We start from the raw sequence: 14,590 nt of genomic DNA on the forward strand, positions 1-14,590 counted from the left end.
CGCCGATAAGAGTGCTGCCATGCCGACCTACATTGGCGACCCTGATGTGGATTTCGCGCAAGGCATGATTCCCCATCACGAAGGTGCCATCGCCATGGCAGAAATTGTGCTGGAGCACGGCGAAGATGACGAGACTCGTCAACTGACCGAGAGCATTATCGCCGCTCAAGAGAGTGAAATTGCTTTTTTGAAAGCGTGGTTGCAGCGTCACGGCTATTAAGCCTGTCTGGCTCTCTGATCACATACACCCTTCCCGAATGAGTGATATTCTGCCCGCCTAAACAGCAGGTGATGAGGGAGGGCCGCGTGTCGGGTGTGATTTATTGGTTGGATATGGCGGGGGTGATTGTGTTTGCCCTGTCGGGAGTCATTTTGGCCTGCCGCTCGCGGATGGACCCGTTCGGTATGTTGGTGCTGGCAGCGGTGACGGGCATTGGGGGCGGTACGCTGCGCGATTTGGTGCTGGGCGTTAGGCCGGTGTTCTGGGTGACCGACCCGACCTATCTCTGGGTGATCTTGGCCACGGTGGGCGTGTCGCTGGTGGGGTTTCACTACATTCACCGGCTGTCTCGGGGCTTTTTGCCGGTGGCGGATGCCTTTGGGCTGGCGCTATTTACCGTGATTGGCACGCATAAAGCGCTGCTGCTGGGTACCTCTGGCGTGGTGGCGGTACTCATGGGCATGATGACCGGCGTGGCGGGCGGCATGATTCGTGATGTTCTAGCCCAGCGGGTGCCGATGGTGCTGCGCGAAGAGATTTATGCCACCGCTGCCATGGCGGGCGGGATTGTCTATGTCGCGCTGCAGGCGCTCGAGGTGCCGCTGACATTCGCCATTGCCGCCTCATTGAGCGTGACGCTAGGCCTGCGCTTAGCGGCGATTCATTGGCACTTAGCATTGCCTGTGTTTGCCTGGGTAACGGTACCGCCTAAAACCCATGATGAAGCCGCCGCACCCCTGTCCACTCCGCAAAAAGCCAAAGAGCGCGTGCGTATGATTCGTCGAGAGCGCACGCGCCGCTAAGGCCTTGGAAAACGCTGGGCTTCTCGCCAGCGGTCAAACCAGCGCTTGGGCTGGAGTACTCGCAGGGCCGGTTCGCTGTCATTCAGCTCCACGCCGAGGCCCACGGCACCCAGCCGCGCATAAAGCGCGCCGTTGGCTTGGCCGTCGGCTAGGGTCATATCGGAAAGCAGTAGCAGCGGCCCGCCTGTGAGCGTGAGGTCATGCAGGCGTATTTGCTCGTCGCTCACTGTGAGTAGGGCATGACCGTTGATGTTATGCACGTTTAAAAGCCTGCCCAGCCAGTCGCTCTCCCGGGCACGGGCGAGAAATAGCCGTGCCAGCAGCCCAGTATCGCGCATGCCTAACCGTAGCTGGCTGGTGAGGTGTATCGGGTCGCCCCAGTTGAGTTGGGCTTCTTCCATGGTGAGCTGCACCCACCAGCCCGCATCCTGAGTGCCGTCGTCGCTTCGGCGAAAAACGTTTTCCAGGCGCAGGTAGGAGTCATTGGCGACAAAGCGACGCGTCTCGATATCGCCCTCGGTGAGCTGTAAATGCAGCGTCACATCGCCCTTTAGGCGCTGTTCCAGTAGCGCCATCTCCGTTTCAAAAGCGCGCAGCGTGATATCACCTTGGGCGCGCAGCCCCTCTAGCAGCCATTCGCTGGTTAGGCTGGCGTTGCCGGAGAGTAGCTCAACCCCCGCATCTTCTGGCAGGTAGCGGTTGTAGCGGGTAATGTCCGGCACCTCGGTGATTGGCAGCGCAACGCGAGTGGTGAAGTGTTCGGGAGCGGGGGCGTCCAGCACGTCACTAAAGCGGTCGGTTTGGGTGGTGAGCGCAAAGTGGCGGCCTTCCAAGTGCGGTCGGTCATCATCTTGCCGACGTAGGGCGAACTGTGGAATGCCTAGCGAAAGCTGTGCTTGCTCGGGGCTATCTAACTGTGCGGTCAGCTCGCCGCGCCCGGTGGCCAAGTAGTCGAGAAACGTCACTTCCAACTGGTTAGCATTGACCCGCAGCCGCGTAGGGGCTTGCAGCGTGTCGTCTATAAACGCGCCTTGCAAAAAAAGCTGACCGTTGCCGGAAAGCGATACGCCGTGGGCATCCGGTAAAAACGTGTTGAGAAACCCCAGCCGCTGCACGCTGCCCTCCAGCGTGAACTGCCCGCTTGGGGTGGCGTTTTGGCGCTGGAAGCGGCCATTGCGCAGCACCAGCGTGCTCTCCAAGGCCTCGCTGGGATGTTGCGGGTCGGTCACCTGCCAGCTTAGCCGCGAGCCGCTGATGTCCAGCGCTGTGCCATCCAGCGCCGCTTGGAGGATGGCCAGCTCCAGCTGCATATCGCTCACCAACGTGCCGCTCTGCTCGCTACGTTGCCAGCCGGTGGTCAGCGCGTTGCCAGCCAGATAAAGCTCTCCGCTCAGTTGCTCGGTCGTGAAGCGGAGCTGACCGTGGCTGGTGGCTGAGCCGCTGTTTAACGTTAGCGGAGAAGGGCTGGGCAACACCGCCGCAAGGTAGGGTTGTAGCGCTTGGATATTGGGCAGCGTTGCTTCTTCCCAACTCAGTTGCGCCGTGGCGCTTTGTTGTGCCTGTTCGGGGTCGAGGGGGCTTTGTGCGGCCAACGTTAGCGCTGCGTCCGTCAGCAAGGTTCGCTCCTGATGGCGCAGCGTGGCGTCTGTGAAGGCCAGCGTTGCCGCTACTTGCTCATCGGGGGAGAGCGTCGCGTCGAGGGTACCGCTGCCTTGCGCGGTGAGTTCAAGCAGCTCTGCGCCTAGCGTGGGGGCTTGAACGGTTAGCGATGCTTCATAAGGGCGCGCATCCCGCAGCGTCGCGCTCGCGGTGATGCTCCCCTGGCCGGATAGCCGAATCCCTTGGCCATCGAAGGCCGTTGCGAGATAGCGGTCAAGCATGTCCAGGCGCGTTACCTCGCCCGATAGCTCAAGTGAGGCGCCAGTGGGCAAGTCGAGCTGATCCAGGCGCTGATTAGGGATGTGGGTAGCGAGGGAGAGCCGTGTGTTTGTGGCGTAGGGGTGCGTGTCGGCTAGCGTGACGTCCTCCAACTGAGTAGCGAAGCGCAGTTGCCCATCCTCCACGGCGAGCCTGACGCGCCCCTGGCCCGTGGCGGTATGCGGCGGCGGTGTTTCATCCGCTACCAGCCAGCGGCGCGTGTTGTCGGTACTTCTCAAGCGCTGCTCATCGAAAGAGAGCGCAAGCTCGGGGGCTGCTAATGTGAGTTCGCTGCCCGGCTGTAGTTGGCCCTCGGCAAGCGCAAGCTCACCTTCCAATACGCCGCTGCCTGCCAGGCTCAACCAGGGTAGCGCTTCTAGGTAGGGCATGAACACGTCCCAAGCATCCGCTTGAGCCGTGATGGCAAGCTGGGCGGTGAGAGCGTCGAGCAGCGCCTCCGTCAGCGCATCGTTACTTTGCTGGGTAGAAAGTGAGTCCAGCGACGCCGTACTGCGTAGCTGAATGTCCTGCACCAGCGTGGTTTGATCGCTCAAGCGGACGAGGCGGCCTTGGGTAATGTCCAAACCTACATAAGGCACGGTGAGGGTTTCTTGGCTGAATTGGGTATCCTCTACCTTCAGCTGGCCCTCTGCTTCCAGCGCAACATCCCCTACGGTGAAACGACGAATACCGTTGGCATCCAGCGCTTTTATATGTAACTCGCCGCGCAACATGGCGAGCAGCGACAGCGAGAGCGTGGCTTGCCGGGCTTCTACGGTGATGGGCAGAGCATCGTCTTCCCGGGCAAGGTAGAGATTTTCCACCTCCCAACGTCCTGGGTGGAGGCTCTGGGCGCTGGACCAGCGCACTTCGACGCCCTCAATGGACGATAGCTGTTGGGGAAGCCACTGGCTGTTAAGTAGCCAGTAGCTTCCCAGCAGCCAAATAAAGGCCAGTGCTAGCCCGCCAAACAGCAGGGCGGCTAGCGGTCGAAAACGGCGGTTAGTAGAGGGCGTGTCACTCGTCATACGGGCTTCCTAGCAGATGACTCCTGTTGGCGCGTGTTTTATGGCATTATGCGCGTCGTGGAGCAGTTATGGGTTTTCGATTTCAACGCTAGGCAGGCAGCAAAGCCATGTTCAAGGATTTTTACGCGCAGCGCGGAGAGTATGTGGTGATCTCCGCTGAGCAGGCCAGCCGCTTCGCTAAAGGCGTGGCCGGTGACTACAACCCGATTCACAATCCGGATGCGCGGCGTTTTTGTGTGCCCGGCGACCTGCTATTTACGCTGGTACTAGTGAAGTTTGGGCTGTCGCGACAAATGGAATTTCGCTTCACCAATATGGTGGGTGCTGATACACCGCTCAAGTTTAGTGAAGCCGATAATGGCGAGATCCATGTCAGTGATGATAGTGGAAAGTGCTATTTACAGGTGGTGCGCAGCGGCGACATGACGCGGGATAAGACGGTGGTAGAGGGGTTTGCCCGCTGCTATGTAGCATTTTCAGGTAAGAATTTTCCCCACTACCTCAAGCCGCTGATGGAGCAGCATGGGGTGATGTTTAACCCTAAACGCCCGCTGGTGATCTACGATAGCATGGGCTTTTGCCTGGAGCGTTTAGACGGCTTCTCACCTAATCTGGCGCTGACGGAATCTTCACTGGAGGTGCAGGGTAAACGTGCAGATGCGCTGCTGGAATTTTCCATTGAGTCAGCCGGTGAAGCGGTGGGTGTAGGCTCTAAGAAGCTCGTCGTCAGCGGGCTATGCGACTACGACGCTACCGAAATGGCGGCCATTGTCGACGAATTTTACCGCTTGAAAGCCGCCTACGAAGCCGCCTAGGGGAGCGGATCGCTCTGCGCTGCGTTAGCGCAATGGCGGGTGCCATTAACGCAACCGCTAGGGTATTCTCAAAGCCGACTAATTAAAAAACACCCAAAGCGCCGCACGGCGCTTTGGCTGGACAACGAGGCTTTGCATGAACCGAATGAAAACGCTGACGCTTGCCTGCGCCGCAGCCGCCTTGGCGGTCTCCTCCGTTAGCGCCCAGGCGCGTGACTTCCGTTTAGGGCTGATTACACCCGCCCAGCATCTGTGGTCCACCGAAGCCGAAGCGTTTGCGCAGACGCTAAATGAGCGCTCAGGCGGCGAGCATAGCGTAAGCGTGTTTCCTGCTCAGCAACTAGGTAACGAAGCGCAAATGGTGCAGCAGCTGCAAACCGGCGCGCTGGACATGGCCTTTCTAACCATTGCCGAAATCTCCAATCGCATTCCTGATTTTGGCGCGCTCTACGCCCCGTATCTGGTGGACGACGTCAACCACGCGGCGCGCCTGTTGCGCTCAGATGCGGCCGGTGAACTACTCGACTTGATGCCGGAAGGCGTGGGCCTTGTTGGGGTAGGTTACGGCATGGTGGGTATGCGCCAAGTATTGAGCCGTAGCCCCATTGAAAGCGCTGAAGATTTGCAGGGCCAGCGGCTGCGTATTACCCCCTTCGAGCCGATCCGCGACTTCTACACCGCGACTGGCGCCGCTCCTGCGCCCATGCCTTTGTTGGAAGTCTACGATGCCCTCGCCAATGGGCAGGTCGACGCCATCGACATGGACTTCGATTCCATTCTGATTCTGAAATTCTACGAGCAGGCGAACAATCTGCTGATCTCCAACCATATGATGTTCCCGATGGTGGGGGTGGTGTCTGGGCGGGTATGGCGCGAGCTCTCTGAAGAAGACCGCGAGCTGATTGATACCGCCATGTCCGAACACCTGGAGAATGTATTGACAGGTTTTGAGGAGATGGATGCCGCTCAGGAAGAGGAAATTCGCGGGTTGGACATCAATATTGTCGAAGCCGATGCCGAGTTCTTCTCTGAGGCGATTGCCGAGTGGGAAAGTATTTGGGCACCGAAAGCCCCTATGTTGGAAACCCTGCGCGCCGAGGCTGACCGCCTGCGCGACGAGTAATCCTTAACGTCAAACAAGCCGTTGATAAAGGCCTTTAATCATCATGTTGCAACGCCTTTCCAAAGGGCTTGCCCGTTGTGAAGAGATCACCGCCGCTGCCTTGGCAGCGGCGGTGACGTGTTTAATTCTCACAAATATCGCCTTTCGCGCGCTGGGCAGCCCGCTTTACTGGGTCAGTGAACTGGCGATTTACGCCATGATCTGGATGACGTTTTTGATTGCCGGGGCGGTGCTGAAACGCCGCCAGGGCATTGCGGTGACGCTTTTGAGCGATCTACTGCCACCCGCAGGTCGTCACTTGGTGGGCGTGGCGGTGGATGCCATGGTGCTGCTGTTTGCGCTGCTGCTGGTCTGGCTCTGTTGGGGCTGGTACCAGCCGCTGACGCTGGCCCAAACCGGCTTCGATACCCAGGCGTTTCAGGGGCAAACGTTTAATTTTATCTATGCGGAAAACACCTCCACGCTGGGCATTAAAAAGTTCTGGGCGTGGCTGATTGTGCCTTGGTTTGCGCTCTCGCTGAGCCTGCACGGCGTCGCCAATTTGTTACAGTCGCTTAAGGTGCTGAGGGGGCAGTTATGACCGTTGTGGTGTTCTTACTGCTTCTGCTGGGGGCGGTGCCCATTGCGCTAGTGCTCGCACTCACGGCGATGTGGTACATACAGGCTTCTGGCAATACAGTGCTGTTTGATTCCTACCCACAGCAGCTATTTAGCGCCATTGAAAGCTACGGCCTGCTGGCGATTCCGCTGTTCATGCTGGCCGGGGAGTTGATGAACGAGGGCGGGCTGACCAAACGCTTGATTGCTCTGGCCCGCATTCTGGTGGGTGGCTTTCGCGGTGGCTTGGCTTATATCAACCTAGTCGCCAATATGATGATGGCGGCGATTATTGGGTCGGCGGCGTCACAAATCGCCATCATGTCCCGTGCCATGGTGCCTGCGATGGAGGAGGAGGGGTATGACACGCCCTACAGCGCGGCGATTACGGCGGCGGGCGGGCTGCTGTCGCCGATCATTCCGCCCTCCATGCTGTTCGTGCTGTTTGGCGTGATGGCCCAAGTACCCATTGCGGAGATGTTTATCGCCGGGCTACTGCCGGGGCTGTTATTGGGCGCGAGCTTTTTTGTAGTCATCGCTCTGGTGGGGCTGGTGCAGCAATACCCGAAAGGGCAGTGGCCCAGTCGGCAACAGGCGCTGCACGATGCGCTATGGGGGATGCCTGCACTGCTGATTCCGGTAATTATCATCGGCGGCATTCTGCTGGGCATTGCCACGCCTACGGAGTCGGCGGCTCTGGCCTCGCTGGCGGCGCTATTGATGGGGCGCTTTGTGTATGGCGACCTGCGCTTGACGCAGCTTCCCCAGGTGCTCACCCGCACGGCGATCAACGCTGGGCTGGTGATTATGCTGATTGCGGCGGCAGGCGTGTTTGGCTGGGTGGTGATTTACGAGCAGCTGCCGCAAATGGCCGCTGAATGGATTGCCGCGCTGACCAGCAGCCCGTTTCTCTTTCTGCTGTTGGTGATTGGGGCGCTACTGCTGGTGGGAATGGTGATTGATGGGATTGCCGCACTGATTCTGGTGGTGCCTATTTTAATGCCCATCGCTCAAAGCCAGTTTGCGATTAGCCCCTATCAGTTTGGCGTGGTGGTCTGCCTGACCCTGGTGATGGGGTTACTGACCCCGCCAGTGGGCGCGGGGCTGTTTATCGCTTCCTCCATGACCGGTGCGCCGCCGCTAAAAATCTTCCGAGCGCTGCTGCCCTTTTTATTGGCGACCCTCATCACGCTGGTGCTGCTGGCGTGGTTGCCCTGGCTAACCGACGGGTTGGTTCGGCGTTAGAAGCCTAGCGGGCAACAGCGTGGCCTAGGCCGCGCTGTTGTCTGTCAGCGGCATGACATCTACTTCCACTTCTAGCTGGTGTTCGCCGCCTCCATTCATTACGCCTTTGAGCGGTGCTACGTCGGCGTAATCTCGGCCCCAGGCCAGCACCGGGTGCTGTTCACCGGCCACTGTGCCGTTGGTCGGGTCTAGCGCTAGCCAGCCCCACTCTGGAATCCAAGTGGCGAGCCATGCGTGAGACGCATCCGCCCCTATCAACCGTGGCTGTCCGGGCGGTGGCTGAGTTTCTAGGTAGCCGCTCACATAGCGCGCCGCTAATCCCACCGAGCGCAGGGAGCCAATTGCAAGGTGAGCAAAGTCTTGGCAGACACCACGGCGATTGGCCAGCACTTCGCTGAGCGGTGTGGCCAGCGTGGTAAAGCTAGGGTCGTACTCAAAGGTGTCGTAAATCAGTTGATTAAGCGCCAGCGCGGCATCAACCAGCGGGCGGCCGGGCGTGAAACAGCTGTGGGCGAACTCAGCCAACTCGTCGTTGCGACGAATAAAGGGTGAGTCGAGCCGGTAGAGCTGCATATCGAAGCGGCTATCGTGACGCAGCTGTTCCGCGACACTTTCCCAAGCGGGGGAGCTGCTAGGTAGCGGCCCCAGCGGATGGGTATTGAGGGGGGTGACCACGGTCACATCCAGGGTCTGGTGCACCTCTTCCATGGCAAAATAGAGCACCCGGTTGCCGAAAACATCTCGGCGCTCTGCCTGCACCTGGGGCATCGGGCTAATGGTGAGCGTTGATGCGCCGCACTGCTGGTGCTGTGTCCTGCGTGGCAGCACCCTGGCCTCGCTATGACATAGCGTCACCGGGGCGCTGTAGTGGTAGCGCGTGGTGTGTCGCAGGGTGTAGTTCATTCGTCGGGCTCCATGCTGACAAGTTGGCGCGGCCGCTCCACGTGACTAAAGTGGCTGTGGCTAATGGCATCCGAAAGCGCGTTTAGCGGGGTAATCAGTTCATCCAGTAGCTGCTCCAGCGCTGCTTGGGCATCGGGGGTGTCGGCTAAATGGCTCAAGCGATCAATGTCGGCGAGGTGCAGCGCGGCATTGGCTTGAATGAGCAAGCGGCGCTCGGCATTGCGGTAGGGCGATGAGCTGCCGGGCAGCCTGTCCATTTGCCGCTCAAGGCGCTTGAGCATATAGCCCACCGAGCGTGGGTTGGTCTCATCGAATAGCAGTAGATCCAAAATCGCTTCTGGGTGCAGCTCGCTGCGGTAGCGCCGCCGGTAAGCGGTAAAGTTATCTGTGGTGGCGAGCACTACTTCCCACAACGCCAGCCCCGGCGAGTGGGGGGCTTTCAATGTGAGCTTGAGCAGCGAAAGCAGCCCTATTACACGGTCCAGGAAGCGCCCGATATCCATAAACCGCCAGCCGTAATGGTGGGGCATCGTTTCGTTACATAGGCCAAAGAAGGCGGCAGTCTGCGCGGAGAGCCCTTCGCAGGCGCGGCGGGCAGCGCTGGCACCTAGGCTTGGGTTAAAGGTATCCACCCGCTGGCGCAACTGGTTAATTACTCGCCAGGAGTCATCGCCTAGATGGTCGCGCACGCTGCGGGCGTTGCGCTGCATTTGGGCAAATAGCGGCTGCAGCGCCTGTGGGTCATGCTCATCAAACTGGGCTAGCAGCGCTGTGCGTTTTTGTGCAAAACCCTCGAGCGGCGGCTTTGCACCTTCGTCGTCATGGCTGAGCGTGGTGATTTCCAGGGCCAGCAGCAGCTCATCCAGCAGCTGGTCGGCGATTTCGTCCTGGTCGTACTCCATCAATCGCATCAGCGCTTCACGCAGCAAGCGGGCGCGGGCATCCAGGCGCTCGCCGTAGCGCCCTAGCCAGAATAGGCTTTCTGCCACTCGGCTTGGGAGGTCGGTGCCATCGCGGGTAGCCACCACTGGACCGCGGGCTTGGCGTAGTTGGCTGACGTGGGGCTGAGGGGTACTTGCCGTGACCCAGACATCTTTAACGATGGGGCTACTCAGCGAAGGCGAACCAGGGTCGCCTACCCAGGCTAAGCCGCCAGGCATTACATGGTAGTCGCTGGGCTGCTGGCGTTGGTTGGTGACGCTGCGAGGTAGCCGAGAAACAAAACAGCGCAGATTCAGGCTGGCCGGTGAGAGCCGTTGCATCTGTGGGTCGAATACCGGTGCCGAGGCTGGCCGTGTGCTGGCATCTGCGTTGGATAGCAGCAACTCCTCACCAAGTAAGTGTTGGCACAGCGCAGGAAGGTAAGCGGCCAGTTCGGGAATTTCTAACACGCCAACGCCCAGGGCGTTAGACATCGCCACGCCGCTGGTGCGCGTCGCTTGCAGTAGCCCAGGTACGCCGAGCTGTGAATCGCCGCGCAGCTCTAATGGGTCGCAGTAGGCATCATCACAGTGGCGTAGCACCACATCTACTGGTTGCAAGCCGCCCAGCGTGCGCAGCCACAGCTGGCTATCACGCACGACCATGTCCTGGCCTTCTGCTAAGTCGATATTCAGGTAGTTGGCGAGGTAGGCGTGCTCAAAGTAGCGCGGGCTACCCGGGCCAGGCGTCAGTAGAACAACATTAGGGTTGTCCCGGTGCTGATACGCCATGGCTATCAGCGTGCGGTGGTATTTGTCTAAAAAACCCGCGAGCCGTTTCAGCGGCGCATTGCGGTACATTTCAGGCAGGGCACGGGCCATTAAAATACGGTTTTCCAGCGCAAATCCGGTGCCTGAAGGTGCTTGCAAGCGGTCGCCAATCACGCGCCACTGGCCTTCGGTATCTTGAATAACGTCAATGCCATGAAAGCTAATCGCCGGGCGATCGCTGGGCTGCGAGCTGTGGCAAGGTAGTAAAAAGTGGTGAGAGGCCAGGATAGCTTGAGTAGGCAGCAGGCCCGTATCAAACAGCGTATGGGCGCCGTAAATGTCGTCGTAAAGGGCGTTAAACAGGCGGCTGCGCTGGGTTAAGCCTACTTCCAGTGCTTGCCATTGCGCTTGGTTGATCACCCAGGGAAGTGGGTCGAGTCGCCACGAGCGCCCTTGGGTGTCTTCATGCATATTGAAGATCACGCCATTTTCCGCCAGCAAGCGCTGAATCTCTTCATGGCGTTGGTGACGGCCATCCGCTCCGAGTGCTTCCAGAGCGCCTAGCAGGCTTTGCCAGCCAGGGCGTAGCTGCCCTTGCCGGTCAAGCATTGCATCAAATGTGCCGGGCTGTCCCTTGCCTAGCTGGTTCAAGTAATCCTCAACGAGCCCAGCGGCACCGAGCTCAAGCAGTGAGGGAGAGACAGGGGCAGTCATGTTCCTGGTTGTCCTAAGCGAGTAGGGGGCGGATTATCCTGCAGCTAACGCTGATAAGAAAGTATTAGGCATAACATTAGAAGTCGCATTAGCGTGGACTCCAGCGCAGGTCTAGCGTGCATGGCAGTTCCTGACTGGGCATTTCCGGAGTAGATGTCTGATAGCCATGGCTGTGGCCACTGTCGCTAAACCGGCCCAGGCGTCTTGCTTCTGCTTCAAACGCATTGACGGGGAAGGTTTCAAAGCTGCGTCCTGTGGGGTGTACCACATGGTAAGTACAGCCTGCGACAGCACGTTGGTTCCAGGTGTCGATGATGTCAAATACTAGCGGCGCGTGAATAGGAATTTGTGGGTGCAGCGCAGAGGGCGGCTGCCATGCGCGGTAACGCACACCCGCTACTGCCTCGCCGTTGCGTCCGGTCGGTGCTAGCGGTACTTGGCGGCCGTTACAGGTCACCTCATAACGGTCGCCGCTCATACCATTCACTTTTACCTCTAAGCGTTCTACCGAGGAGTCGACGTAGCGCGCAGTGCCGCCTGCGGTGGCTTCTTCGCCCAATACGTGCCACGGTTCAATGGCCTGGCGCAGCTCAATGGAGAGCATAGGCGTATGCAGCCGACCGTGAACGGGGAAGCGAAACTCCAAGAAGGGCGCAAACCAGGCGAGCTCAAAATCAAACCCATGATGGCGCAGGTCACTCAGCACATCGCTCAAGTCCTCCCATAAATAGTGGGGCAGCATCCAGCGGTCTTGCAGGGCGCTGCCCCAGCGCACGGGCTTGGCGCGGTACGGCGTTTTCCAGCAGCGGGCGACCAGCGCACGAATCAGCAGCATCTGCATGAGTCCCATACGCGCATGGGGAGGCATCTCAAAACCGCGCAGCTCTAACAGCCCGAGGCGACCGCTATCGCTATCTGGGGAGTAGAGTTTATCAATACAGAATTCAGCGCGGTGCGTATTACCGGTTAAGTCGGTCAGCAGGTGGCGCAGCAAGCGGTCGACTAGCCAGGGCTGAACCACCTCTCCTTCGGGCATTTGCTGCAGGGCAATCTCCAGCTCATACAGCGCTTCATGGCGCGCTTCGTCTACGCGGGGTGCCTGGCTGGTAGGGCCAATAAATAGCCCAGAAAACAGGTACGAGAGGCTGGGGTGATGCTGCCAGTAGGTGACGAGGCTAGCGAGTAAATCCGGACGACGCAGAAATGGTGAGTCATCTGGGGTCAAGCCTCCCAGCGTGATATGGTTACCGCCACCGGTGCCGGTGTGGCGGCCATCCAGCATAAACTTTTCGGTGCCCAGGCGGGCTTGGCGCGCTTCGTCGTAAAGCCGCTCGGTTTGCGCGACCAGAGTTTGCCAGCTTGCCGCTGGCATAATGTTGACCTCAATGACACCCGGGTCGGGAGTGATCTGGAAGCTCTCCAGGCGCGGGTCACGTGGCGGAGCGTAGCCTTCGATCATGACCGGGCAAGCCAGCGTACGGGCGCACTCTTCGATGCTGCTCAGCAGGTCAAGGTAGTGCTCAAGCTGCGTCAGCGGTGGCAGGAAAATATGTAAGCGCCCTTCCCGTGGCTCGATACACAGGCTGGTGTGAATAATCTTGTGCTCGCGGTCATCTTCAGCACTGGGCTGCTGCTGAACCGCTTCGCCTTCAGGATGGCTTTGGCTTGGGTGTAGGCTCTGGCCTATACGCTCCGCGCTGGTAAAACGGCGCTGCTCGGCATGGCGGCGGGCCACTTCGCCATGAATGTCGCCTAGCGCAGGGCGCGGGGCAAACAGCGACTGCGGCTGGGGCTGGTCTTCCGGGTCGGCCCAAGGCAGAGCGGAGAGCGGCAGGCGAAGGCCCATGGGTGAGTCGCCGGGCACCAGAAAAAGGTGGTCGCGTTTCAAAGGCCAGCGCCCGCTCTCCCAACGATGCGATTGCGCGAGGGAGTGGCGCAGCGGCAGGGCATAGCCGACGACTGCACTCAGGTCCTGTTCCAGCAGGCGTGCCAGGCGGCGGCGCTCGGCGTCATCTTTTAAATCAACTGTGCGTGGGTCAACATTCACCGGCAGGGTTTGTTCTTTCCATAGGTAGTAGTAGGCATCTTCAAAGGCGGGAATCCAGAAGTGCTCTGCGACTCCTAGGCGTTCGCTTAGAGCACGGGTGAAGCGCTGGGCCATGGCGTCATCGGCCACTACGGCAGGCGCGCCTTCCATGCAGGCCAGCCAGCTTGGGTCGCGCCACAGCGGCACGCCATCTTTGCGCCAGTAGCAGGCTAGTGCCCAGCGGGGTAGCGGCTCGCCGGGGTACCACTTACCTTGCTGCTGTTGAATCACACTGCCGGGGCCGTAGGCGGCCTGCAGCCGTGTTAACAGCGCTTCGGCACGCTCGCGTTTGTGCTCACCCAAGGCGTCGGTGTTCCACTGGGGGCTTTCCATATCATCAATGGAGACAAAGGTAGGCTCGCCGCCCATGGTCAGGCGCACATCCTGCTGGTTGAGTTCGTGGTCAACTTGGTCGCCTAGTGCAAGAATCTGCTGCCACTGTGGGTCACTATAGGGCTTGGTGACCCGAGGATCTTCATGAATGCGCTCGACGCGCATCTCTACGTCAAATTTCACCTCGCACTTATCTGAAAATCCGGTAATGGCGGCGGCGCTTCCCGTGGTGGGCGTGGCGGCCAGCGGAATATGGCCTTCGCCAGCAAATAGGCCAGAGGTGGGGTCAAGCCCTACCCAGCCCGCACCGGGCAGGAACACTTCGGTCCATGCGTGAAGGTCGGTGAAATCCACCTCGGTACCACTGGGGCCATCCAGCGCTTTGACATCCGGCGTTAGCTGAATCAGGTAGCCCGAAACAAAACGCGTCGCTAGGCCCAAGTGGCGCAGAATCTGCACCAGCAGCCAAGCACTATCACGGCAGGAGCCGCTGGCTAGGGCTAAGGTTTCCTCGCAGCTTTGAACCCCAGGCTCCATGCGTACTAGGTAGCTGATGTCTTTCTGCAAGCGCTGGTTGAGCGCCACGAGAAAATCGACGCTGGTGGTCGGTTCAAGGGAGACGTCTTTTAACCACTCCAGTAAGCGCGGCCCTGCCTCGGTGACTTCCAGGTAAGGGCCTAACTCCTTGGTGAGCTCATCTGGATAAGTGAACGGGATTGTCTGGGCCACATCATCCAAGAAGAAATCAAACGGGTTGATCACCGTCATCGGGGCGACGAGTTCGACGGCGATGGTGAGCTCTTTACGTGGCTCGGGAAACACCACGCGAGCATTAAAGTTGCCGAAGGGGTCCTGCTGCCAGTTTAAAAAGTGATCGTCGCCTGAAATATGCAGTGAATAGGCATCAATATGCGTACGGCAGTGGGGCGCCGGTCGTAAACGGATAACGTGGGGTGAGAGCCTAACGGGACGGTCGAAACGATAAGTCGTGCGGTGATGCAAGGCAACGCGAATGGTCATGAGCCACCCTCAAAAAAAGCCAGAAGTAACCGCGCAGATAAACAAGGCATCGGTTAAGAAAAATAAGTAAGCAGAAGTATCGTTGGAGTTGGCGT

The 14,590-nt window shown here is 59.3% G+C and carries 10 protein-coding genes; 6 read left to right on the forward strand and 4 right to left on the reverse strand.

Features of this window, described 5'->3' with window-relative positions:
• The first annotated feature begins 19 nt into the window (after positions 1 to 19).
• Together copM and ACIGG6_RS07505 are read left to right on the forward strand one after the other, a co-directional pair.
• On the forward strand, positions 20 to 220 hold the full coding sequence (gene copM / locus ACIGG6_RS07500; RefSeq protein ID WP_399843605.1) for a CopM family metallochaperone: 201 nt from the start codon (positions 20 to 22) through the stop codon (positions 218 to 220).
• Between the two features lie 86 nt (positions 221 to 306).
• Positions 307 to 1,023, forward strand: coding sequence for a trimeric intracellular cation channel family protein (locus ACIGG6_RS07505; RefSeq protein ID WP_253502831.1), 717 nt, complete (start codon positions 307 to 309; stop codon positions 1,021 to 1,023).
• Here ACIGG6_RS07505 and ACIGG6_RS07510 read toward each other — a convergent pair.
• Complete coding sequence (locus ACIGG6_RS07510) at positions 1,020 to 3,968, reverse strand: hypothetical protein (RefSeq protein WP_399843608.1); 2,949 nt, start codon at positions 3,966 to 3,968, stop codon at positions 1,020 to 1,022. The genes ACIGG6_RS07505 and ACIGG6_RS07510 overlap by 4 nt on opposite strands.
• 107 nt (positions 3,969 to 4,075) lie before the next feature.
• Between ACIGG6_RS07510 and ACIGG6_RS07515 the strand changes: the two genes are divergently transcribed.
• From ACIGG6_RS07515 to ACIGG6_RS07530, 4 genes are all read left to right on the forward strand, one after another.
• Entirely contained in the window at positions 4,076 to 4,783 is a 708-nt protein-coding gene (locus ACIGG6_RS07515) for a DUF3581 family protein (RefSeq protein ID WP_399843610.1), read from the forward strand.
• Positions 4,784 to 4,919: 136 nt separating this feature from the next.
• Positions 4,920 to 5,906, forward strand: a complete 987-nt coding sequence (locus tag ACIGG6_RS07520) for a TRAP transporter substrate-binding protein (RefSeq protein ID WP_253502825.1) — start codon at positions 4,920 to 4,922, stop codon at positions 5,904 to 5,906.
• Between the two features lie 43 nt (positions 5,907 to 5,949).
• The gene (locus ACIGG6_RS07525) at positions 5,950 to 6,486 is read left to right on the forward strand and encodes a TRAP transporter small permease (RefSeq protein ID WP_399843613.1); all 537 of its coding nucleotides are present in this window, start codon (positions 5,950 to 5,952) and stop codon (positions 6,484 to 6,486) included.
• Positions 6,483 to 7,748: a TRAP transporter large permease gene (locus ACIGG6_RS07530; protein ID WP_399843616.1), complete on the forward strand. Its 1,266-nt coding sequence runs from the start codon at positions 6,483 to 6,485 to the stop codon at positions 7,746 to 7,748. The genes ACIGG6_RS07525 and ACIGG6_RS07530 overlap by 4 nt, the downstream gene beginning before the upstream one ends.
• A gap of 24 nt (positions 7,749 to 7,772) precedes the next feature.
• Here ACIGG6_RS07530 and ACIGG6_RS07535 read toward each other — a convergent pair whose 3' ends face one another.
• From ACIGG6_RS07535 to ACIGG6_RS07545, 3 genes are all read right to left on the reverse strand, one after another.
• Positions 7,773 to 8,651 (reverse strand): transglutaminase family protein, encoded by an 879-nt coding sequence (locus ACIGG6_RS07535; protein WP_253502818.1) that lies wholly within the window; start codon positions 8,649 to 8,651, stop codon positions 7,773 to 7,775.
• The gene (locus ACIGG6_RS07540; protein ID WP_399843620.1) at positions 8,648 to 11,056 is read right to left on the reverse strand and encodes a circularly permuted type 2 ATP-grasp protein; all 2,409 of its coding nucleotides are present in this window, start codon (positions 11,054 to 11,056) and stop codon (positions 8,648 to 8,650) included. Before ACIGG6_RS07540 ends, ACIGG6_RS07535 begins: the two co-directional genes overlap by 4 nt.
• An 88-nt stretch (positions 11,057 to 11,144) precedes the next feature.
• Positions 11,145 to 14,495 carry a DUF2126 domain-containing protein gene (locus tag ACIGG6_RS07545; RefSeq protein WP_399843622.1) on the reverse strand — a complete coding sequence of 1,117 codons (3,351 nt, stop codon included), beginning with the start codon at positions 14,493 to 14,495 and terminating at the stop codon, positions 11,145 to 11,147.
• Between the last annotated feature and the right edge of the window lie 95 nt (positions 14,496 to 14,590).

This window comes from Vreelandella lionensis (assembly GCF_044543515.1).
Lineage (GTDB): Bacteria > Pseudomonadota > Gammaproteobacteria > Pseudomonadales > Halomonadaceae > Vreelandella > Vreelandella lionensis.